19 protein-coding genes are annotated in these 20,698 nt (G+C 64.7%); 11 read left to right on the forward strand and 8 right to left on the reverse strand.

Annotation, left to right across the window (positions count from 1 at the left end):
* Nucleotides 1-10: 10 nt before the first annotated feature.
* The 3 genes from K359_RS0102665 to K359_RS0102675 all read right to left on the reverse strand — a co-directional run bounded on the left by K359_RS0102665 (nt 11) and on the right by K359_RS0102675 (nt 2,525).
* Nucleotides 11-817, reverse strand: a complete 807-nt coding sequence (locus K359_RS0102665) for an enoyl-CoA hydratase/isomerase family protein (protein WP_029077952.1) — start codon at nt 815-817, stop codon at nt 11-13.
* Nucleotides 818-1,054: 237 nt separating this feature from the next.
* A complete protein-coding gene (locus K359_RS0102670) occupies nt 1,055-1,813 on the reverse strand; it encodes an SDR family NAD(P)-dependent oxidoreductase (RefSeq protein WP_029077953.1) in 759 nt (252 codons plus the stop codon).
* Nucleotides 1,814-1,859: 46 nt separating this feature from the next.
* The gene (locus K359_RS0102675; protein ID WP_029077954.1) at nt 1,860-2,525 is read right to left on the reverse strand and encodes a TetR family transcriptional regulator; all 666 of its coding nucleotides are present in this window, start codon (nt 2,523-2,525) and stop codon (nt 1,860-1,862) included.
* A 167-nt stretch (nt 2,526-2,692) separates the two neighbouring features.
* Between K359_RS0102675 and K359_RS0102680 the strand changes: the two genes are divergently transcribed.
* On the forward strand, nt 2,693-3,865 hold the full coding sequence (locus K359_RS0102680) for an acetyl-CoA C-acetyltransferase (RefSeq protein WP_029077955.1): 1,173 nt from the start codon (nt 2,693-2,695) through the stop codon (nt 3,863-3,865).
* A gap of 183 nt (nt 3,866-4,048) precedes the next feature.
* A complete protein-coding gene (locus K359_RS0102685) occupies nt 4,049-5,593 on the forward strand; it encodes an acyl-CoA synthetase (RefSeq protein ID WP_029077956.1) in 1,545 nt (514 codons plus the stop codon).
* Nucleotides 5,594-5,666: 73 nt separating this feature from the next.
* Here K359_RS0102685 and K359_RS0102690 read toward each other — a convergent pair whose 3' ends face one another.
* Nucleotides 5,667-6,173: a hypothetical protein gene (locus K359_RS0102690; RefSeq protein ID WP_029077957.1), complete on the reverse strand. Its 507-nt coding sequence runs from the start codon at nt 6,171-6,173 to the stop codon at nt 5,667-5,669.
* Nucleotides 6,174-6,278: 105 nt separating this feature from the next.
* On the opposite strand from K359_RS0102690, the gene K359_RS0102695 reads away from it, so the two are divergent.
* From K359_RS0102695 to K359_RS0102710, 4 genes are all read left to right on the forward strand, one after another.
* Nucleotides 6,279-7,433, forward strand: a complete 1,155-nt coding sequence (locus tag K359_RS0102695; RefSeq protein WP_029077958.1) for an alpha/beta fold hydrolase — start codon at nt 6,279-6,281, stop codon at nt 7,431-7,433.
* A 178-nt stretch (nt 7,434-7,611) separates the two neighbouring features.
* Nucleotides 7,612-8,583, forward strand: a complete 972-nt coding sequence (gene mbfA, locus K359_RS0102700) for an iron exporter MbfA (RefSeq protein ID WP_029077959.1) — start codon at nt 7,612-7,614, stop codon at nt 8,581-8,583.
* Nucleotides 8,584-8,681: 98 nt separating this feature from the next.
* Nucleotides 8,682-10,154 (forward strand): amidase, encoded by a 1,473-nt coding sequence (locus K359_RS0102705; protein WP_029077960.1) that lies wholly within the window; start codon nt 8,682-8,684, stop codon nt 10,152-10,154.
* 152 nt (nt 10,155-10,306) lie between these two features.
* The gene (locus K359_RS0102710; protein ID WP_029077961.1) at nt 10,307-10,660 is read left to right on the forward strand and encodes a nuclear transport factor 2 family protein; all 354 of its coding nucleotides are present in this window, start codon (nt 10,307-10,309) and stop codon (nt 10,658-10,660) included.
* Nucleotides 10,661-10,808: 148 nt separating this feature from the next.
* On the opposite strand, the gene K359_RS0102715 is transcribed toward K359_RS0102710, so the two are convergent.
* Together K359_RS0102715 and K359_RS0102720 are read right to left on the reverse strand one after the other, a co-directional pair.
* Entirely contained in the window at nt 10,809-11,897 is a 1,089-nt protein-coding gene (locus K359_RS0102715; RefSeq protein ID WP_029077962.1) for a Zn-dependent alcohol dehydrogenase, read from the reverse strand.
* 53 nt (nt 11,898-11,950) lie between these two features.
* Nucleotides 11,951-13,732, reverse strand: a complete 1,782-nt coding sequence (locus K359_RS0102720; protein WP_029077963.1) for an acyl-CoA dehydrogenase family protein — start codon at nt 13,730-13,732, stop codon at nt 11,951-11,953.
* Between the two features lie 71 nt (nt 13,733-13,803).
* On the opposite strand from K359_RS0102720, the gene K359_RS0102725 reads away from it, so the two are divergent.
* On the forward strand, nt 13,804-14,505 hold the full coding sequence (locus K359_RS0102725; protein ID WP_029077964.1) for an SDR family NAD(P)-dependent oxidoreductase: 702 nt from the start codon (nt 13,804-13,806) through the stop codon (nt 14,503-14,505).
* 162 nt (nt 14,506-14,667) lie between these two features.
* Nucleotides 14,668-15,498, forward strand: coding sequence for an enoyl-CoA hydratase (locus K359_RS0102730; protein ID WP_029077965.1), 831 nt, complete (start codon nt 14,668-14,670; stop codon nt 15,496-15,498).
* A 218-nt stretch (nt 15,499-15,716) separates the two neighbouring features.
* Here the strand turns inward: K359_RS0102730 and K359_RS0102735 are convergent, their stop codons facing one another.
* Together K359_RS0102735 and K359_RS0102740 are read right to left on the reverse strand one after the other, a co-directional pair.
* Complete coding sequence (locus tag K359_RS0102735) at nt 15,717-16,340, reverse strand: GNAT family N-acetyltransferase (RefSeq protein ID WP_029077966.1); 624 nt, start codon at nt 16,338-16,340, stop codon at nt 15,717-15,719.
* A 69-nt stretch (nt 16,341-16,409) separates the two neighbouring features.
* A complete protein-coding gene (locus K359_RS0102740) occupies nt 16,410-16,628 on the reverse strand; it encodes a DUF1127 domain-containing protein (RefSeq protein ID WP_029077967.1) in 219 nt (72 codons plus the stop codon).
* 119 nt (nt 16,629-16,747) lie between these two features.
* On the opposite strand from K359_RS0102740, the gene K359_RS0102745 reads away from it, so the two are divergent.
* The 3 genes from K359_RS0102745 (at nt 16,748) to tcuA (ending at nt 20,693) form a co-directional block, all read left to right on the forward strand.
* Nucleotides 16,748-17,647: a transcriptional regulator GcvA gene (locus K359_RS0102745; RefSeq protein ID WP_029077968.1), complete on the forward strand. Its 900-nt coding sequence runs from the start codon at nt 16,748-16,750 to the stop codon at nt 17,645-17,647.
* Nucleotides 17,648-17,850: 203 nt separating this feature from the next.
* Nucleotides 17,851-19,161, forward strand: coding sequence for an MFS transporter (locus K359_RS0102750; protein WP_029077969.1), 1,311 nt, complete (start codon nt 17,851-17,853; stop codon nt 19,159-19,161).
* A gap of 131 nt (nt 19,162-19,292) precedes the next feature.
* On the forward strand, nt 19,293-20,693 hold the full coding sequence (gene tcuA, locus K359_RS0102755; protein ID WP_198031095.1) for an FAD-dependent tricarballylate dehydrogenase TcuA: 1,401 nt from the start codon (nt 19,293-19,295) through the stop codon (nt 20,691-20,693).
* Nucleotides 20,694-20,698: the final 5 nt, after the last annotated feature.

Here is a 20,698-nt window from a genome sequence, read left to right on the forward strand (position 1 = left end):
GGACTTTTTATCAGCGCCTGATATAGACAGGCTTTCGTTTCTCAAGGAAGGCCCTGATGCCCTCCTGAAAATCTTCCGAGCGGCTGCACAGCACCTGATTGCGATCCTCCATCGCAATCACGGCCTCGATCGAGCCGGCATCGACGCTCATATTGATGCATTCCTTGGAGAGGCGGAGACCGACCGGCGAGGCCGTCATCATCGCTTCGACATAAGGATTGGCCGCGGCGTCGAGATCGGCGGCCTCGACCACCTCAGAGACAAGGCCGACGGCGAGCGCGCGGTCGGCATGGATGAAGCGCCCGGTGAGGATCAGTTCGGACGCGACGGACACGCCGACGAGGCGCGGCAGGAAATAGCTGGTGCCGATGTCGCAGCCGCCCAGGCCGAGCTTGATGAAGGCGCAGTTCATCCGCGCATTCTTTGCGGCGATGCGGATGTCGGCGGCGAGCGCCAGCGCAAAGCCGCCGCCGGCGGCCGCGCCCTGCACCAGCGCGATGATCGGCTGCGGACAACGCCGCATCAGCATCACGATGTCGGCAATGCGGCGCTGCGAGTCCAGCGACTCCGTGACGCCCGGCGGCTCGGTCTGTCCGTCGCGGCGTGCCATCGCGTGCTTGAGGTCGAGCCCGGCACAGAAGTTCGCGCCGGCGCCCTTCAGCACCACGATTCGGGTATCGCGATTGCGCTGCAGGCCCTGGAAGTAGGTGTTGAGCGCATCGATCATGGCGGGATCGAGCGCGTTCAGGCTGTCCGGACGATTGAGCGTGACCCAATCGACTCCGTCGTGATGTTCGATCAGCAGCGGATGAGACACGCGTATGGTCCTCCCGACCGTTCAGCGAACGCGATGCTCGTTACTGTGCCCTCTCCCCTTGTGGGAGAGGGCATGTTCGCTATTAGCCTTGCATTCGGTTGGGTGAGGGGTCTGTCTCCGCGGGGAGAACCCCTCATCCGTCGCGGACTACGTCCGCGCCACCTTCTCCCACATCCGCCTTCGCCTAAAGGCTTCGGCGGACAAGAGGGGAGAAGGGAAGTACGGCGGAATTCGCCGTTAGCGCGGCGCCATGCGGATGGCGCCGTCGAGGCGGATGGTTTCGCCGTTGAGCATCGGGTTCTCGACGATGTGGACGGCGAGGTTGCCGTACTCCGAGGCATCGCCGAGGCGGGCCGGATGCGGCACCTGGGCGCCGAGGCTCTTGCGGGCTTCCTCGTTGAGGCCCATCAGCAGCGGTGTCAGGAACAGGCCGGGCGCGATGGTGTTGACGCGGATCTTCAGGCTTGCGAGGTCGCGCGCGGCCGGCAGCGTGAGGCCGACGACACCGCCCTTCGAGGCCGAATAGGCGATCTGGCCGATCTGGCCTTCATAGGCCGCGACCGAAGCGGTATTGATCGCGACGCCGCGCTCCTCGCCGATCGGGGCTTCGGTCGCCAGCCGCTCGGCGAACAGGCGCAGCACGTTGAAGGTGCCGATCAGATTGACATTGATGATGCGGACAAACTTCGCCAGCGGATAGACGCCGTCCTTGCCGACGATGCGCTGCGAGCCGCCGATGCCGGCGCAGTTCATCAGCACGCGCGCGATGCCGTGCGCGGCCTCGGCCTTGGCGATCGCCGCCTTGATCGCTTCCTCGTCGGTGACGTCGGCATGCAGCGCGACGCCCTTCACCTCGGCGGCTACCTTCTCGGCGTTTTCCTTGTTCTGGTCGATCACGCCGATCCTGGCGCCCTTGGCGGCCATGGCGCGGGCGGTCGCGGCGCCGAGGCCGGAGCCGCCGCCGGTGATGAGAACGGCAACGTCTTTCAACTGCATGGAATAACCCTTCCTTGAGCGTTTCTTCTCTCAACTTCGTACTTTGTTATCCGGCGGCGACAGCCGCCGTTTCCTTATCGGGATTGAGCACGCCGCCGAAGATCAAGGCTTCCATGTGCTTGATGTATTCGCGGCAGACCTCGTCGGTGACCGGACCGACGCCGACCGCGCGCGACATCGCGTGGCGGCCGAAGAACAGATGATCGCAGGCGCCGATCAGGCTGGTGTAGAACAGCACCGGATCGATCTTGCGGAACTCGCCGGCCTTGATGCCTTCGGCCAACAGCCGGCGATGAAAATCCAGCAGCGGCGCGACGAAGAATTTCGACACCTCGTCCGGAGCGCCTGCCGAGCTTTCGTGCAGCAGATAATGGATCAGCCGGTTCATATAGGGGAACTGGTGATAGGCGCGGATGATGCCGCCGATATGCAGCCGCAGCTTCGCGGACGGCGAGATCGGCTGCGCCAAGAGATATTCGAGTTGCGATATCTCGGTCGCGGCATCGCGCGCCAAGAGCGCCAGCAACAGCCCGTCCTTGTTGCCGAAATGGTATTTCACCAGGGCTGCGTTGACGCCCGACTTCTGCGCGATGTCGGACAGCGACACCTCGATCGAGGCGCGCTCGATCATCAGCTCGCTGGCCGCCACCAATAGCTTGTCCGCCGTGGCGTTTTTGCTCGCGGCAAGTTTCGTCGGTACGCTGGTATTCAACTGCGCTCTGGTCCCGCTCTTGGTTCCGGGCTCGCCGGTAAATCGAGGCCGCACATAAGCCCATGGCGGGGCTGCACTCAAGAGTTAATTGATTGATTGACTAAGCCGCCCCTTAAATCCGGCCCAACTTTCAAAACCGCCCAATCAGAACATCAGGGAGATCAGACATGGCCGAGGCATATATCGTCGCCGCCGCTCGCACCGCGGGCGGCCGCAAGGGGGGACGTCTCGCCGGCTGGCATCCCGCCGATCTGGCCGCGACCGTTCTCGATGCGCTGGTCGAACGATCCGGCGCCGACCCGGCGCAGGTCGAGGACGTCATCATGGGCTGCGTGATGCAGGCCGGCGAGCAGTCCAACAACGTCGCGCGTAACGCGGTGATGGCATCCAAGCTGCCGGAGAGCGTGCCGGCGACCTCGATCGATCGCCAGTGCGGCTCCTCGCAGCAGGCGCTGCATTTCGCGGCGCAGGCCGTGATGTCCGGCACCATGGACTGCGTGATCGCCGCCGGCGTGGAATCGATGACCCGCGTGCCGATGGGGCTCGCCTCCTCGCTGCCGGCCAAGAGCGGCTTCGGCCACTACAAGAGCCCGGGCATCGAGGCGAAGTACCCCAACATCATCTTCAGCCAGTTCACCGGCGCGGAGATGATGGCGGAGAAGTACGGCCTGTCGAAGGATGAGCTCGACGAGTACTCCTACAACAGCCATCAGCGTGCGATCGCGGCAACGCAAGCCGGCCATTTCAAGGATGAGATCGTGCCGGTGAAGATCACCCGCGCCGACGGCTCGACCGACACCCACCATATCGACGAAGGCATCCGCTTCGACGCCAGCCTCGACGGCATCAAGGGCGTCAAGCTGATCGCCGAGAACGGCAGGCTGACCGCGGCGAGCGCCAGCCAGATCTGCGACGGCGCCTCCGGCGTGATGGTCGTCAACGAGAAGGGCCTCAAGGCGCTCGGCCTCACACCGATGGCGCGCATCCATCATCTGACCATGATGGGCGGCGACCCCGTGATCATGCTGGAAGCGCCGCTGCCGGCGACCCAGCGCGCGCTGCAGAAGGCCGGCATGAAGGTCGACGACATCGACCTGTTCGAGGTCAACGAGGCCTTCGCCTCGGTGCCGACCGCGTGGCTGAAGACCACCGGTGCCGATCCGGCGCGCCTCAACGTCAACGGCGGCGCGATCGCGCTCGGCCATCCGCTCGGCGGCTCCGGCACCAAGCTGATGACCACGCTGCTGCACGCACTCAAGCAGCGCAACAAGCGCTACGGCCTGCAGACGATGTGCGAAGGCGGCGGCATGGCGAACGTGACGATTGTCGAGCGGCTGTAAGCCTCGTTAGGTGAGGCGCACAGCCTCCACACAAAAAGCGTCGTCCCGGCGAAGGCCGGGACCCATAACCACAGGCGCTTGTGGTTAGGCACGGCTGGGGCCGCAACCCAGTCCAACAACAAAAATTGGTGGTTATGGGTCCCGGCCTTCGCCGGGACGACCACTTTGTTTGAGGAAACATCTTTGACCCATCCGTCGATCCACGCGCGCAACCATCCGAACAAGATCGCCTACCAGATGGCGGCGACCGGCAAATCCATCACCTATCGCGAGCTTGACGAGCTTTCGAACCAGGGCGCACATCTGTTCCGCTCGCTCGGCCTGAAGGCAGGCGACCACATCGCGCTCTTGATGGAAAACCGGCTCGCCTTCTTGGAGATCTGCTGGGCGGCGCAGCGCTCGGGGCTCTATTACACGGCGATCAGCCGCTACCTGACGGAAGATGAGATCGCCTACATCATTAGGGATTGCGGGGCTAAGGTCTTCATCACCACGCCGCAATGCGCCGACAAGGTGAAGGGCCTGATCAAGGGCGAACCCGGCGAGCCGCTGTTCTACATGATGGACGAGCCCGCGCCCGGCTTCCGCTCCTACGACAAGGAGGCCGGCGCGCAGCCGACCACGCCGGTTGCCGACGAGGTCGCGGGCTACGACATGCTGTATTCCTCCGGCACCACCGGCCGGCCCAAGGGCATCAAGAAGGAGTTCGAGGGCAACCGGATCGACGTGCCGAACCCGTTCCTGCGGATTCTCACCGCCGACATGTGCGGCATGAACGCCGACAGCATCTATCTGTCGCCGGCGCCGCTCTATCATGCGGCCCCTCTGCGCTTCAACATGATGGCAACCGTGCTCGGCGGCACCTCGGTCATCATGGAGCATTTCGATGCCGAGGAATTTTTGAAGCAGGTCGAGAAGCACAAGGTGACGCAGTCGCAGCTGGTGCCGACCATGTTCGTGCGCATGCTGAAGCTGCCCGACGAGATCCGCGCACGCTACAAGGTCTCCTCGCTGAAAGGCGCGATCCACGCCGCGGCGCCCTGCCCGGTCGACGTCAAGGCCAAGATGATCGAATGGTGGGGACCGATCCTGATCGAGTATTACGCGGGCTCCGAGGGCAACGGCGTCACGGTGTCGACCTCGCAGCAATGGCTCACGCATCGCGGCACGGTCGGCCGCGCCGTGGTCGGCAAGGTCAAGATCCTGGACGAAAACGACGAGGAGGCGCCGACGGGGCAGATCGGCCAGGTCTATTTCGCCGACGCGCCCGCCTTCACCTATCACAACGATCCCGAGAAGACGAAGAAGGCCTATAACGCCAGGGGCTGGTCGACGCTCGGCGACGTCGGCTACCTCGATGAAGAGGGCTTCCTCTATCTCACCGACCGCAAGAGCTACATGATCATCTCCGGCGGCGTGAACATCTATCCGCAGGAGACTGAGGACGTGCTGATCACGCATCCCGCGGTCTCCGACGTCGCGGTGTTCGGCGTGCCGAACGAAGAGATGGGCGAAGCGGTCAAGGCCGTGGTGCAGCCGCGCGACATGACCAAGGCCGGCAAGGATCTCGAGGCCGAGCTGATCGCGTTCTGCAGACAGCATCTGTCGCCGATCAAATGCCCGAAGAGCATCGACTTCGAGGCCGAGCTGCCGCGGACGCCGACGGGCAAGCTGGTGAAGCGGCATCTGCGTGATCGCTATTGGCCGAAGCCGGCGGGCAAGGCGTGACTTCTTGCCCTCCCCTGAGAGGGGAGGATTAGGGACCGGCGGTGCTTTGCCCACTCAGAGACGCTGACCCGAGCTACAGCGCCGCGGCCGGCTCGCAGGCGGCCGAGGCCACGGCGCGCAGATGGAGTTGGCCGTGCTGGCCGGTCGCCGTGGTGGTCCACTGCGCGTCGATCTGCTGAAAATCTTCCGACAGCTTGCCGCGATGGCTGCCGCCGGTCTCGAACGAGCCGTTGCCGTCGGGCGACCACTCGAACAGCTCGACCTCGAGATCGGACAGCCGGACGAACATCCGCACCTTGATCTTGGTCACGCGACGGCCGACCTCATACGAACCGCAGCCGAGCGCTTCCGCGTTCTGCTCGTTCAGGGCGTGCACCTGGTCGAAGGTGATGACGACGTTCTGCACCGTCTTGTCACCATCCCACAGGAATTCGCCGATATAGGCGTGCGGCAATTTTTCGGTCAGCTCGTTGATGTCGGCGGCGCGCGCCACCGGCAGCAGCAGCAGGCTTGCGGCCACGATCGTCAGAGCGGGCCGCGCCATCCAGCCGGGCAGCATTGCAATCCTCGCGTGGCGCATGCGGTATGCATCCCCTGGCCAAAGTTGCTATCGTGAGAACAATGACCGCCAGCATACAGCCAAATGCGCTGGTTCTGCGGCTGTCCTGAACAGGTGATCCTTACGATGGCAGCCCTCCCCGACGTCCCGCTCCCCGCCACCATCCGCTCGCGTTATGTCGACGGGATCAACGGCCTGCGCATGCATGTGCTCGAAGCCGGCTTCGAGACATCCGGCCGTCCCTGCGTGCTGCTGCTGCACGGTTTTCCGGAGCTGGCGTTCTCCTGGCGCAAGGTGATGCCGAAGCTGGCCGCGGCCGGCTATCATGTGATCGCGCCGGACCAGCGCGGCTATGGCCGCACCACTGGCTGGAGCGCGGATTATGACGGCGACCTCGCGTCGTTCCGCCTGCCCAACCTGGTGCGCGATGCGCTCGGGGTGGTCGCAGCGTTCGGCACCAAGCATGTCGATGCGGTGATCGGGCATGATTTCGGTTCGTCGGTCGCGGCATGGTGCGCGCTGATCCGGCCCGACGTGTTCCGCGCGGTCGTGATGATGAGCGCGCCGTTCGCGGGGCCGCCGTCGCTGCCGTTCAACATCGCGAACACTCCGGCAAAGCCCGCGGGCGAAGACCCGGTGCATCGCGAGCTCGCCGCGCTGCCGCGGCCGCGCAAACACTATCAGTGGTATTATTCGACACGTCCGGCCAACGACGACATGCATCGCGCGCCGCAGGGCGTGCATGATTTCCTGCGCGCCTACTACCATCACAAGAGCGCGGACTGGAAAGACAACAGGCCGTATCCGCTTGAGTCGTGGTCGGCGGGCGAACTGGCAAAGCTGCCGACCTATTATGTGATGGATCTCGCCAAGGACATGGCGGCGACGGTGGCCGAACAGATGCCGTCGCGTGAGGCGATCGCTGCCAACACCTGGCTGCCGGATCGGGAGCTCGCCTATTACAGCGCCGAGTATCAGCGCACTGGATTCCAGGGCGGGCTGCAATGGTATCGCTGCGGCACCTCGGGCGCGTTCACCCCGGAATTGCAGACCTGGAGCGGCCGCAGCATCGACCAGCCCTCCGCCTTCATCTCGGGCAAGCAGGATTGGGGCACCTATCAGCGGCCCGGTGTGTTCGAAGCGATGCGGACCAAGGCCTGCAGCAGGATGATCGGCTGCCATCTGGTCGACAGCGCCGGCCATTGGGTGCAGCAGGAGCAGCCGGAGGAGGTCAGCCGGCTCCTGCTCACATTCCTGCGAGAGGCCGGCTCCCGGCCCTGAGCCGTTGCTCGATCCAAGTTCATCTCATTGTTCTGAAAAGCGTTCTTCGCCAAAACTGCGCTGCCGCCCGGCGCAGTTGCGCCCGGATTCGGGGCCACCTTGATTTGACCCGGCGGCGGCGCGCTCCTATTATTTAGAACTATTCTAATTCTAAACTGAATGAACAGGGTGCGTTGCCGTGAAGAACTTTGCCGATCTGACCGAGCGCGAGGTGCTGGCGGTCGCGATCGCCTCCGAGGAGGAGGACAGCCGCATCTACATGTCCTTCGCCGAGGACCTCGCCGGGCGATATCCCGATACCGCGAAGATTTTCGAGGAGATGGCGGAGGAGGAGCGCGGCCATCGCCACCGGCTGCTGGAGACCTACGAGCAGCGCTTCGGTCAGCATCTGCCGCCGATCCGGCGCGAGGATGTCAAAGGCTTTTTGCGCCGCCGCCCGATCTGGCTGACCAAGAACCTGCCGCTCGACACCATCCGCAAGGAAGTCGAGACCATGGAGCTGGAGGCCGAGCGCTTCTATGCGAAGGCCGCGGAGAAGGCCGAGGATGTCGGCGTGCGCCGGCTGCTCGGCGATCTCGCCGAGGAGGAAAAGGGCCACGAGAAGCTCGCGGTCAAGCTGACCGGCGACATCCTCAAGCCCGATGTGCGCGCCGAGGAAGACCGCACGCGGCGGCGGATGTTCGTGCTGCAATATGTCCAGCCCGGGCTTGCCGGATTGATGGACGGCTCGGTCTCGACCTTGGCGCCGCTGTTCGCCGCCGCCTTCGCCACCCATCACAACTGGCAGACTTTTCTGGTCGGACTTGCCGCCTCGATCGGCGCCGGCATCAGCATGGGCTTTGCCGAGGCGCTGTCCGACGACGGCTCGCTGACCGGGCGCGGCTCGCCCTGGCTGCGCGGCCTGACCTGCGGCTTGATGACGACGCTCGGCGGCCTCGGCCACACCATCCCCTATCTGGTGCCCGACGCCTGGCCGAACGCATTCTGGATCGCGACCGCAATCGCCGGGATCGTGGTGTTCTTCGAATTGTGGGCGATCGCCTTCATCCGCTCGCGCTACATGGACACGCCGTTCCTGCAGGCGGTGTTCCAGATCGTGCTGGGCGGCGCGATCGTGCTCGCGGTCGGCATCCTGATCGGTGCGGCGTAGAAATTCCGATCAAACGCGGCAGCCATGCGGCGGCTACAGCGCTTGCGGGCGGCAGCCAAACTGCCCATCATCGCGCCAACCAGAACCGGGAGCACGCCGTGGCCAAATCGCAATGGAGTTTCAGGACCGCCGTCGAACTGTCGGAGGCGCTGCGCAGCAAGCAGGTCTCGGCGGTCGAGCTCGCACAGGACGCGATCGGCCGCATCGAGCGCCACGACGGCAGGGTCAACGCGGTCTGCGTGCGCGATTTCGAGCGCGGCCTCACTGCTGCACGCGCGGCCGATGCCGCGATCGCACGCGGCGAGCACAAGCCGCTGCTCGGCATCCCGATGACGGTGAAGGAATCCTTCAACGTCGCGGGCCTGCCGACGACCTGGGGCTACCCGGCGCAGAAGGACTTCACGCCGACTGAGGACGCGCTCTCGATCACGCGGGTGAAGGACGCCGGCGGCGTGATCCTCGGCAAGACCAACGTGCCGGTCGGGCTCGCCGACTGGCAGAGCTACAACGAGATCTACGGCACCACCAACAACCCTTACGACCTCGGCCGCACTCCGGGCGGCTCCTCCGGCGGATCGTCGGCGGCGCTCGCGGCGGGCTACGGCGCGCTGTCGCTCGGCTCCGACATCGGCGGCTCGCTGCGCGTGCCGGCATTCCACTGCGGCATCTATGCCCACAAGCCGACCTTCGCGCTGCTGCCGTCGCGCGGACACACCGCGCCGCCGCTGCCGCCGCTGATCTATGAACGCGACCTCGCGGTGACCGGCCCGATGGCGCGCGGCGCGGCCGACCTGTCGCTGCTGCTGGACGTAATGGCCGACCCCGATCCGCTCGACGCCGGCAAGGCCTATCGCCTCGAACTGCCCGCAGCGCGCCACGCGAACTTGCGGGATTTCCGCATCCTCGTCATCGACACCGATCCGGTGCTGCCGACCGACAAGGCGGTCCGCGGCACGATCGACAAGCTCGCCAGCCATATCGACAAGGCCGGCGCCAAAATCTCGCGCGCGAGCCCGCTGCTGCCGGATTTCGCGGCGTCGTCGCGGCTCTATATGCGGATGCTGCTGTCGTTCCTCGGCGCGAACTTTCCGCCCGATATCTATGCCGGCGCCTGCGCGGCGGCGGCGGCATTGCCGGCCGACAACACCAGCCTGCAGGCCGAGCGGCTGCGCGGCATCGCGCTCAGCCATCGCGACTGGGTGCAGGCGACTGCGGCGCGCTCGCGGCTGCGCGCGCAATGGCGCGAGTTCTTCAAGTCCTTCGACGCGGTGATCTGCCCGATCATGCCGACGCCGGCCTATCCGCACGATCATTCGCCCGATCAGGAGCAGCGCAGAATCCTGATCGACGGCGAACCGCACATCTACACCGACCAGCTCGCCTGGCCCGGCATCGCGACCCTGCCTGGCCTGCCTTCGACTGCGATCCCGACCGGCTTTGCGCCCGACGGACTGCCGCTCGGCGTGCAGATCGTCGGCCCCTGGCTCGAGGACCGCACGCCGATCAAGCTCGCCGAGCTGATCGAGCGCGAGTTCGGCGGATTTGTGCCGCCGAAGATGTTCGATGATTGAGTAAGTTGCTGCCGTCATTGCGAGCGGAGCGAAGCAATCCATATATCAACGTGCGCGGAACGATGGATTGCTTCGCGGAGCCTGTCATCCGGCGGCGCTTGGCGCCGACTGGGTGCTCGCAATGACGAGCAATAGCAGCCGGGAGGAAAACAATGAGCAACGATCTCGAAGAGCTGACAAAACTCAACAAGGATTACGTCGACTCGGTTCAGAACTGCGACGTCAAGCGCTTCGATGAAATCCTGGCGCAGGACTTTTACTGCACCAATCCAGACAAGAGCCTGGTCGACCGCGCCGCCTTCCTGAAGCAGACGGCGATCCCGGTGAAAATCAAGGGCCTGAAGGCCGAGGACATCAAAATCCGCATCCTCGGCGATTTCGCCATCATCCACGCGAAGACCAGCTACACCAACGCCGACGGCGAGCCCGCACACGGCCGCTACACCGATTGCTGGGCGCGGCAGAACGGCAAATGGCTCGCCGTGTCCGCGCACGTCGCGCGGTGACGGCTGACAACAATCTCAACCGTCGTCCCGGCGAACGCCGAGACCCATAACCACCGCTATTTGTGGTGACTAAAGAAAGTCGTCCACCTCTGTGCCCCAAGTGGAGCCGCGGCGTATGGGTCCCGGCTTTCGCCGGGACGACACAAGCTCAGCTGTCGAACATGATCACGCTGCGCAGCGTCTTGCCGGCCTTCATGTTGGCGAAGCCCTCGTTGATCTCGGAAAGCTTCAGCTTGGCCGAGATCCAGTCCTCCAGATGCAGTCTGCCGCGCATGTAGAAGTCGACGAGGCGCGGCATGTCGACGCGGAAGTGGTTGGAGCCCATCGAGGAGCCTTGAATCCTGCGCTCGCGCAGGAAGTCAAAACCGTGCAGCTCGATCTTCTGGCCGAACGGGATCATGCCGACGATGGTCGCGGTGCCGCCGGGCGCCAGCATGGCGAAGGCCTGCTCGGCGGTGTCCTTGCGGCCGAGCACCTCGAAGGAGTGTTGCACGCCGCCGCCGGTGAGCTCGCGCACCTGCTGGACGACGTCGCCGCGGGCGGGATCGACGATGTCGGTGGCGCCAAGTTTGGTCGCGAGCTGCAGCTTGGCCGGATTGGTGTCGATCGCGATGATACGGCCGGCGCCGGCGATCTGCGCGCCGTTGATCGCGGCCATGCCGACGCCGCCGCAGCCGATCACCGCGACGGTCTCGCCGGCGGTCACCTTGGCGGTGTTCACTACGGCGCCATAGCCGGTGATGACGCCGCAGCCGATCAGCGCGGCGAGATCGAGCGGCATCTCCCTCTTGATCTTCACGATGGCGTTCTCGTGCACCAGCATCTGCTCGGCGAACGACGAGAGATTGAGGAACTGGTGCAGCTTCTCCGACCTGTTCCAGGACAACCGGTTGGAGGCGCCGGGCAACATCTTCACTGTGGTGTCGGTGCACAGCACGGTGCGGCCGGTGGTGCAATTGTCGCAGGTGCCGCAGAACACCGAGAGGCAGGTGACGACGTGATCGCCCGGCTTCACGTAATTGACGTCGGAGCCGACCTTCTCGACCACGCCGGCCGATTCATGGCCGAGCACCGCGGGCAGCGGATGCGGATACAGGCCTTCCATGAAGTGCAGGTCGGAGTGGCAGAGACCCGCGACTGCGGTGCGGATCAGGACCTCGCGCGGCCCGGGATTGGGCACGCTGACATCCTCGATCACCAGCGGCTTGTTGACTTCATGCAGAACGGCGGCCTTCATCGGGGTCTCCCTTGGCGTTTTTGTTTGTTTGAACGGTGCGCTCGCGCGGCAGCCTACGCTGCGATGAGCAATTCGCCAACCTCGGCCATGCCGACGGCGCGATCGCCGAGCAGGTGCTCCGTCATCCTGCGCTGAACGGCATTTTCCGCAAGCCGGAACGGATCGCCGGGCATCACGCGATGGTCGATCACCATCCGCGACAGCAGCAGCCGGCGCGCATCGCCGCGCATCTCGTGAATGCGGCCGCCTTCCCACGCCAGCGCCACGGCGCTTGCGACATGATAGAGCAGGCTGGTGGCGCGCCGCGCATCGCCCTCATTGTCGATGCTCCCAGAGACCTCGCGCGCAAACCCGATCGCGCGGTCGCTGAGATCGCGCAGCCGGCTGCGCCAGGCTTGCGGCACGTTCGGGCTGCCATCGAGCCGCACATGCAGATCGGCCGCGAGCGCATTGTCGGCGCCATGGCGGCCGACCGCGCGCTTCAGCGCGTCGATCGCGACGATGTTGCCGGTGCCTTCCCAGATCGAACCGAGATGCGCGTCGCGCAGCAACCGGGGCGTGACGAATTCCTCGATGTAGCCGATGCCGCCGCGCATCTCCATCGCGTCGCCGCAGACTTTTCGGGCATCGCGGGTGGCGCGGAATTTCAAGGTCGGCGTCAGGATGCGCAGCAATGCCGCGGCATCCTGGCTGCCGGCCTCGGCGCGGTCGAGCGCGTCAGCGGTCAGAAAGCTCATCGACAGCGCCTGCTCGGTCGGCAGCATGATCTTCATCAGCTGCCGCCGCGCCAGCGGCAAATCGATGATGCGGCTTCCGAACACCACACGGCCCTTCGCGACCGTCATCGCATCGTGGAAGGCGCGGCGCATCAGCGCAGTCGACTTCACGCCGTTCGAAAGCCGCGACGAGTTCACCATCTCGGCCATCTGCACGAAGCCGCGGTCGAGCTTGCCGACGGCGTAAGCGATCGCGCCATCCAACTTGATCTCGCCCGAAGCCATCGAGCGGGTGCCGAGCTTGTCCTTCAGGCGCACGATCCGGTAGTGGTTCTGCGCGCCGTCGTCGAGGAAGCGCGGCATCAGGAACAGGCCGACGCCGCGGGTGCCCGGCCCGGCGCCCTCGGGGCGCGCCAGCAGCATCACCACCTTGGCATCGGCGTTTGAGCAGAACCACTTCTCGCCGTAGAGCCGCCAGTGGTCGCCTTCCTGCACGGCGCGGGTGGTCAGCGTGCCGACGTCGGAACCGCCCTCCTTCTCGGTCATGAACTGGCCGCCCTGCGTCAGTCTGCTCATGTCGGTCTGGGTCAGTCCGTCCAAATATTTCGCCTTCAAAGCCTCGCTGCCGAAATTCGCCAGCAGCTTCGCGCAACCGTCGGTGACGTTGATCGGGCAACCCATGCCGAATTCGGTCTGGTTGAACAGGAAGGTGAAGGCGTGCTTGGCCACGACAGGATATTTATCGGGCCAGCCCATGATGTCCTTGCGGATCGACAGCGCGTGAATGCCGAACTCGCCGAACGCGACTTTCTCGATATCGCGATAGGCCGGATGATATTCGATGTGCTGGACGTCGCGGCCGAACTTGTCGCGCTGATGCAGCACAGGCGTATGCCGGTCGGCAAGCCGTGCGCATTCGTCGAGAAAGCCACCGGCCAATCCGCCGAGACGGTCGAGATGCGGCTCGATGTGGCGGAACAACGCTTCGGGCAGATGCAGTTTCAGAAGATCTGTCAGCGCGGGATCGGCCCGGTAGAAATTCATTCCCGTCGTATCGGGCGCCAGCAGTCCCGGCTGGCTGACGGACGACGTTTTCTGATCCTGCTTGAGCGGCTGCATTGAATTCCCGGCTTCGCTTCTCATTTGTTTGGGCACGACTATCCTCCTCCGGCCGAGCAAAGGAAAGCCCAATGGATATTCCGAAGTACAAGATCGCCCTGATCGTCGGCGCCGGCGAGGGCCTCAGCGCCTCGCTGACGCGGCTATTTTCGCGGGAGGGAATTCGCGTGGCGCTGGGCGCCCGCAGCATCGAGAAGCTCGGCGCGCTCTGCACCGAAACCGGCGCGCGGACCTATGCCTGCGATGCCACCAAGGCCGAGGATGTCGAGCGTCTCTTCGGCCTCGTCGAGCGCGAGATCGGAACCCCTGATATCGTGGTCTACAACGCCTCTGGCCGCTCGCGTGGGCCCTTCGTTGAACTCGTCCCCTCCGAGGTCGAGCGGGCGATCGCGGTCTCGGCGTTCGGCGGCTTCCTGGTGGCGCAGGAAGCGGCGAAGCGCATGCTGCCCAACAAGAAGGGCGCGATCCTGTTCACCGGCGCCTCCGCCAGCGTCAAGGGCTATGCGCTATCGGCGCCGTTCGCGATGGGCAAGTTCGCATTGCGCGGGCTGGCGCAGAGCATGGCGCGGGAACTGTCGCCGCAGGGTATCCATGTCGCGCATTTCGTGATCGACGGCGGCATCCGCAGCGCCGCCCGCACCGAGCCCGCTGATCGCCCGGATTCGATGCTCGATCCCGACGCGATTGCATTGAGCTACTGGAACGTGCTGCAACAGCCGCGCAGCGCCTGGACCTGGGAGCTGGAATTGCGGCCCTGGGTTGAGAAGTTTTGAGATGACGGAGATCATCTCTAAGGCGTAGGCTGGGCTGAGCGCCGATCCTAACCGTCATTGCGAGGAGCGAAGCGACGAAGCAATCCATTTCTCCACTCGCGGTGGCATGGATTGCTTCGCTGCGCTCGCAATGACGACAACAATTCAACCCCGGGGGAATAGATGACCAGCGAAATCAAGATCGAAACCGGCACCGACGAACTGCTCTGCGTGATCCGCGACCGCGTCGCCGTCATCACCCTGAACCGTCCGGATGCCCGCAACTCGCTGTCGGACACGCTGACGCCGGCGCTGCGCACGATGATCCGGACCTGCGGCGAGAACCCCGAGGTCGGCGTGCTGCTCGTCACCGGCGCCGGCAAGGCGTTCTGCGCCGGCGGCAACGTCAAGGGCATGGGCGCGCATCGCGACCCGAAGAAGCTCGAAATGTCCTATGAAGACAAGGTCGCGGACCTTCAGGAGCGCCAGCGCCTGCTGACCGGCGCACTCGCCTCGGTACGCAAGCCGACCATTGCCGCGCTGCCCGGCCCCGCGGTCGGCGCCGGGCTTGCGATCGCGATGGCCTGCGACATCCGGATCGCGGCGCAATCCGCCTTCATCTCGACCGGATATCTGCGCGTGGCGCTGAGCGGCGACTACGGCATGGCCTGGCTGCTGACGCGGCTGGTCGGCACCTCGCGCGCCCGCGAATTGATGTTCACCTCCGAGAAGGTCGATGCCGTCAGATGCGAGCAGATCGGCCTCGTCAACCGCGTGGTGCCGGACGAGGCGCTGCAGGACGAGGCTTTTGCGCTGGCGAAGTCGATGGCCGAAGGCCCGACCTTGGCGCTGCGCTACATGAAGGACAATCTCGACGAGGCGCTGCAATTCGACTTCGCGACCGCGCGCGGCCACGAGGCCGAGCGGTTGATCCGGCTGACCACGACGGCCGATCACAAGGAAGCGGTGCAGGCGTTCATCGAGAAGCGCAAGCCGGTATTCCGGGGGAATTGAGTTCGGCCTCTTCTCCTTCCCCCTGAAAGGGGGAAGGTCGGGATGGGGGTCAGCCACACGCACGGTTGCCCGTGGAGAGAGAGAGAGAGAGGATCCCCACCCGCTTTGCTCTGACGAGCAAAGCGACCTCCCCTTTTCAAGGGGAGGTAAGAGCCATCGCGGCAGACTTAAAAAGAAAAGGGCCCGGTTCTGGGGAGGCCGGAACCGGGCCTAGTCAGTCAAACCGCAAGCGAGGACATCGCGGCCAAGCGGGAAGTGGCGGCAAGCCGCCAGCTGGCACAGGGAATGTCTTGCGGTTCGACGTGGATCTCTTTCGCAAAGCGCACCAGCTTCCAGTCGCCGGGGCTTTGCATGAAGGCATAGTCGGACTTGCGGGCGAGCCCGATCATCGTCGCATTGGAACGCAGCGTGTCGCCAAAAATGCGCTCGGCTCCGAGGGACGCCGCGCGGCACTCGAGATTCTTCAGCAGCGCCTTGCCAATGCCGTGGCCCTGCCACCGGTCATCGATCGACAGGCCGAACTCGACGCTCGACGTATCGGCATGGAAGGCATAGCGGGCTTCGCCGACAATGGTTTCGAAACCATCGACCAGCATCGTCGCGACCACCGTGAACCGGTCAGCCTCGCCGACATGAATAAAACGCTCGAGCTCCGTCTTCGGCAGCTCGCTCAGTGCGCCCAGGAAGCGGTTGTAGCGGGACCCCGCGGAGAGCGATCGGATGTAGTTCTGCAGTTCCTCGCGATCGCGCGGCTCGACGAAGCGCACCTTGATCTCGCTGCCGTTCTTGGCGCGCAGCACGTCGGAGTATTGCTTGAGATCGTCGAGATGCAGCGCAACCATGACACGCTCCTCGGGTGAAGAAACTGGCCGGCGCCCCTCCATCGAGGCGGCGCCGGCGACGGCGGCCCATTAGGCCCGCCAGAACGGCTTGTCGGTCTCGAACACGACGTCGCTGCGGGACATGCCGATGTCGTGCAGGTCGCGCTCGGTCCACTGCGACAGCTCGCGGCGGCGCTCGTAGCGCTCCCACCAGACATGCAGCGTCTCGCCGACCTGGTTCAGCAGCCCCGATGCATGATGATCGGCCGTATGATGATTTGTCATCGATTCATGGGTGAAAATGGACATTTGCGGCTCCTATCGGTAAACCTGTTGGCGGCAATATCGGAGCTATTCGGCCCGTTCACAAACGACACTTTGTACCGCTTCGCATGAATTAACGTCATGCATTGGGAGACCTTTCTGGCATGACCAGCCGCCTGCCTTCGCTGAACGGCCTGAGGGCATTCGAGGCCGCCGCGCGGCACATGAGCTTCACGCTGGCGGCGTCCGAACTGAACGTGACCCAGACCGCGATCAGCCATCAGATCCGGCGGCTTGAGGAGGAACTCGGCGTCCGCCTGTTTATCCGCCAGAACCGCTCGCTGGGCCTGACGCCGGAGGCCGCCGAATACCTTCCCGGCGTCCGCGCCGCTTTCAACGACCTCCGGCTTGCGACAGATCGGCTGCTACGCCGGGACGACGATCACGTGCTCACCGTCTCGACCTTGGCGTCGCTCGCCGCCAAATGGCTGCTGCCGCGGCTGTCGGCATTCCAGGAGGCGCATCCCGGCATCGACGTCCGCATCACCACCTCAACCAGCCTGGTCGATTTCCACCGCGACAAGGTCGACGCCGCGATCCGCTACGGCCGCGGCCAATGGGCCGGCCTGCGCGCGGACTGGCTGATGGCGGACGAGCTGTTTCCGGTGTGCAGTCCCTCGCTGCTGCAGGGAACCAAGCCGCTCAAATGCCCTGAGGATCTCAGGGATCATGTGCTGCTGCACACCAGCAACGCCAACAGCGACGACTGGCGGCTGTGGCTGACCGCGGCGGGCCTGCCGACCGACGTCTCCAAACAGCCGGGCGTCACCTTCGACCTGCTGTTCGTGACGCTCCAGGCCGCGATCGACGGGATCGGCATCGCGATGGGCCGCACCTCCTATGTGCAGGACGACATCACCAAGGGCCGGCTCGTGGTTCCCTTCAAGATCGCACTGCCGGCGGACGCCGGCTTCTATCTGGTGTCGCCGCAGGGACGCGCCGATACGCCAAAACTCTCCGCGTTCCGCTCCTGGCTCGGCGCCGCGGCACATACCGCGCCTTGATGCGGCGCACGCTGCGCTCAAGCTTCGCTCGAAGGCGCTTCCAGCAGATTTCCACCTACGGCTTTTTTCCGATGGCCTCGGCGTGATTTCGGGGTTGGTCGCGCCGGACAGGCGTGCCAAATTGCCGCACATGGCAGGGTAACTGCCTTGGCTGGCGAGACAATTTTCGCCGGCCCTTTTGTTTCGGGGAAGGAAAAGGCGTTATGTCGCAGTCGAGTTCACCACAAGTCCCGCAAATCAAGTCGCGTCTTGGCGCCATCCTGCGCGCGACCAGCGGCAATTTCCTCGAGCAATTTGACTTCTTCCTGTTCGGCTTCTATGCGCCCCTTATCGCCAAGGCCTTCTTCCCCTCCGAGAACGAGACCGCGGCGCTGCTCAACGCCTTCGGCGTGTTCTGGCTCGGCGCGCTGATGCGCCCAGTCGGAGCGATTGTGCTCGGCGCCTATATCGACCGCATCGGCCGCCGCAAGGGCCTGATCGTAACGCTCGCAATCATGGCCGTCGGCACGGTGGTGATCGCGATCTGCCCGACCTATGCAAGCATCGGCATTGCCGCTCCGATTATCGTCCTGCTTGCCCGCCTGCTGCAGGGCTTCTCCGCCGGCGTCGAGCTCGGCGGCGTCTCGGTCTACCTCGCGGAGATCGCCACACCCGGCAATCGCGGCTTCTATACCTCGTTCCAGTCGGCGAGCCAGCAGGTGGCGATCTTCGTCGCCTCGATCCTCGGCTTCATCCTGAGCGAGAGCATGCCGGCCGCAACCGTCGCGGACTGGGGCTGGCGCATCCCGTTCTTCGTCGGCTGCCTGATCATCCCCGTGATCTTCTTCCTGCGCCGCACGCTGGAGGAAACCCCGGCGTTCCTGGCGATGAAGAAGCATCCGACTGCAAGCGAGGTGTTTTCGTCGGCACTCGCCAACTGGCGCATCGTGATCCTCGGCATGATGATCGCGGTGCTGACCACCACGACCTTCTACTTCGTTACCGTCTACACGCCGACCTTCGGCAAGACCGTGCTGAAGCTCTCGACCCAGGATGCGCTGCTGGTGACGCTGCTGGTCGCCGTGACCAACTTCATCTGGAATCCGGTCGGCGGCGCGCTGTCCGACCGGATCGGCCGCAAGCCGGTGCTGCTGGCGATCGCCGGCCTGTCGCTGGTGACGGCCTATCCGGCGCTGCACTGGCTGGTCACCGATCCGAGCTTCGGCAAGATGCTGGCGGTCGAGATGATGTTCTCGTTCTATTTCGGCGTCTACAGCGGCACCATGCTGGGCTCTCTGGTCGAGATCGTGCCGGCGCATGTCCGCACCACCTGCTTCTCGCTGGCCTTTGCGCTGGCGGCCGGGCTGTTCGGCACATTCACGCCGTTCGCCTCGACCTGGCTGATCCAGCAGACCGGCGACAAGGCCTCGCCCGGCTACTGGCTGATGTGCGCGGCCGTGCTCGGCATCGTCGCCGCGCTGATCGTCTATCGTGACGGCCAGACCATCGAGCAGCGTGAGACGGTTGCGGCATGATCGTGCGCATGCAATTGGGGCAGACTCTTTATTTGAGCATGATCTTTCGGAAAACCGCTACACGCTTTTCCGGATCATGCTCATTCGCCCGCCCCTGTTGCTTTCCATGCCAACAACGATAACAAGAGCGCATGGTTGATCTGACGCGCAGGTTCGACGTGCTGGTGATCGGCGGCGGCAACGCCGCGCTCTGCGCTGCGATCAGCGCACGGCGCGCCGGTGCTTCGGTGCTGGTACTGGAAGGCGCGCCAAAGTTCTACCGCGGCGGCAACACCCGCCATACCCGCAACATGCGCTGCGCCCATGACGCGGCGACCGAAATCCTCACCGGTCCCTACACCGAGGAGGAATTCTGGCAGGATTTGCTGCTGGTGACCGGCGGCCAGACCGACGAGGAACTGGCCCGCTTCATGATCCACGAGTCCAAGGACATCCTGAACTGGATCGTCCAACAGGGCGTGCGTTGGCAGCCCTCGCTCGGCGGCACCTTGAGCCTCGGCCGCACCAATTCGTTCTTCCTCGGCGGCGGCCGCGCGATGCTGAACGCGCTGTATCTTACCGCCGAGGAGCTCGGCGTCGACATCCTCTACGATGCCGAGGTCATCGATCTCAAGATCGAGGACGGCATGTTCCTCTCGGCCCAGCTGAAGCAGCCGGTCGGCGGCAGGACCGAGGTGCGCGCCTCGACCCTGGTCGCGGCCGCCGGCGGCTTCGAGGCAAATATCGAATGGCTGAAGCAATATTGGGGCGAGGCCGCCGACAATTTCCTGATCCGCGGCACGCCGTATAATCGAGGCGCGATCCTGAAGATGCTGCTGGCCAAAGGCGTGCAGGAGATCGGCGATCCAACGCAGTGCCATGCGGTGGCAATCGACGCCCGCGCGCCGAAGTTCGACGGCGGCATCATTACCCGTCATGACTCGGTCGTGTTCGGCATTGTCGTCAACAAGCATGCCGAGCGCTTCTACGACGAAGGCGAGGACATCTGGCCGAAGCGCTATGCGATCTGGGGCCGCCTGGTCGCGGCGCAGCCGGACCAGATCGCCTACATCATTTTCGATTCGACCGTCGTGACGAGCTTCATGCCGACGCTGTTTCCGCCGATCGCAGGCTCAACGATTGCCGAACTCGCCGGCAAGCTCGAGCTCGATGCGGCCGCGCTGGAAAAGACCATCACCGAATTCAACGCCTCGGTGCAGCCCGGCAGCTTCGACCACACCATCCTCGACGACTGCCGCACCGAAGGCATCACGCCTCCGAAGACGCATTGGGCGCGCAGGATCGAGACGCCGCCCTATCTCGCCTATCCGGTGCGGCCCGGCATCACCTTCACCTATCTCGGCACCCGCGTGAACAAGCAGTCGCGGATGCTGATGAAGGACGGCAAGCCGTCCGCCAACATGTTCGCCGCCGGCGAGATCATGGCCGGCAACGTGCTCGGCAAGGGCTACGCCGCCGGCATCGGCATGACCATCGGCAGCGTGTTCGGCCGCGTCGCCGGGCGGGAAGCGGCGAAGAATGCGCGGAACTGACAGCT

This window comes from Bradyrhizobium sp. th-b2 (assembly GCF_000426785.1).
GTDB classification, from domain to species: domain Bacteria; phylum Pseudomonadota; class Alphaproteobacteria; order Rhizobiales; family Xanthobacteraceae; genus Bradyrhizobium; species Bradyrhizobium septentrionale.

Excerpts from the sequence above, each read along its gene's own strand:
- K359_RS0102710 (WP_029077961.1), top strand. The coding sequence starts at position 10,307 with ATGAGCAACGATCTCGAAGAGCTGACAAAACTCAACAAGGATTACGTC.
- K359_RS0102730 (WP_029077965.1), top strand. The coding sequence starts at position 14,668 with ATGACCAGCGAAATCAAGATCGAAACCGGCACCGACGAACTGCTCTGC.
- K359_RS0102695 (WP_029077958.1), top strand. The coding sequence starts at position 6,279 with ATGGCAGCCCTCCCCGACGTCCCGCTCCCCGCCACCATCCGCTCGCGT.
- K359_RS0102690 (WP_029077957.1), bottom strand. The coding sequence starts at position 6,173 with ATGCGCCACGCGAGGATTGCAATGCTGCCCGGCTGGATGGCGCGGCCC.
- K359_RS0102740 (WP_029077967.1), bottom strand. The coding sequence starts at position 16,628 with ATGTCCATTTTCACCCATGAATCGATGACAAATCATCATACGGCCGAT.
- K359_RS0102670 (WP_029077953.1), bottom strand. The coding sequence starts at position 1,813 with ATGCAGTTGAAAGACGTTGCCGTTCTCATCACCGGCGGCGGCTCCGGC.
- tcuA (WP_198031095.1), top strand. The coding sequence starts at position 19,293 with ATGGTTGATCTGACGCGCAGGTTCGACGTGCTGGTGATCGGCGGCGGC.
- K359_RS0102735 (WP_029077966.1), bottom strand. The coding sequence starts at position 16,340 with ATGGTTGCGCTGCATCTCGACGATCTCAAGCAATACTCCGACGTGCTG.
- K359_RS0102745 (WP_029077968.1), top strand. The coding sequence starts at position 16,748 with ATGACCAGCCGCCTGCCTTCGCTGAACGGCCTGAGGGCATTCGAGGCC.
- K359_RS0102715 (WP_029077962.1), bottom strand. The coding sequence starts at position 11,897 with ATGAAGGCCGCCGTTCTGCATGAAGTCAACAAGCCGCTGGTGATCGAG.
- K359_RS0102750 (WP_029077969.1), top strand. The coding sequence starts at position 17,851 with ATGTCGCAGTCGAGTTCACCACAAGTCCCGCAAATCAAGTCGCGTCTT.
- K359_RS0102680 (WP_029077955.1), top strand. The coding sequence starts at position 2,693 with ATGGCCGAGGCATATATCGTCGCCGCCGCTCGCACCGCGGGCGGCCGC.
- K359_RS0102725 (WP_029077964.1), top strand. The coding sequence starts at position 13,804 with ATGGATATTCCGAAGTACAAGATCGCCCTGATCGTCGGCGCCGGCGAG.
- K359_RS0102720 (WP_029077963.1), bottom strand. The coding sequence starts at position 13,732 with ATGCAGCCGCTCAAGCAGGATCAGAAAACGTCGTCCGTCAGCCAGCCG.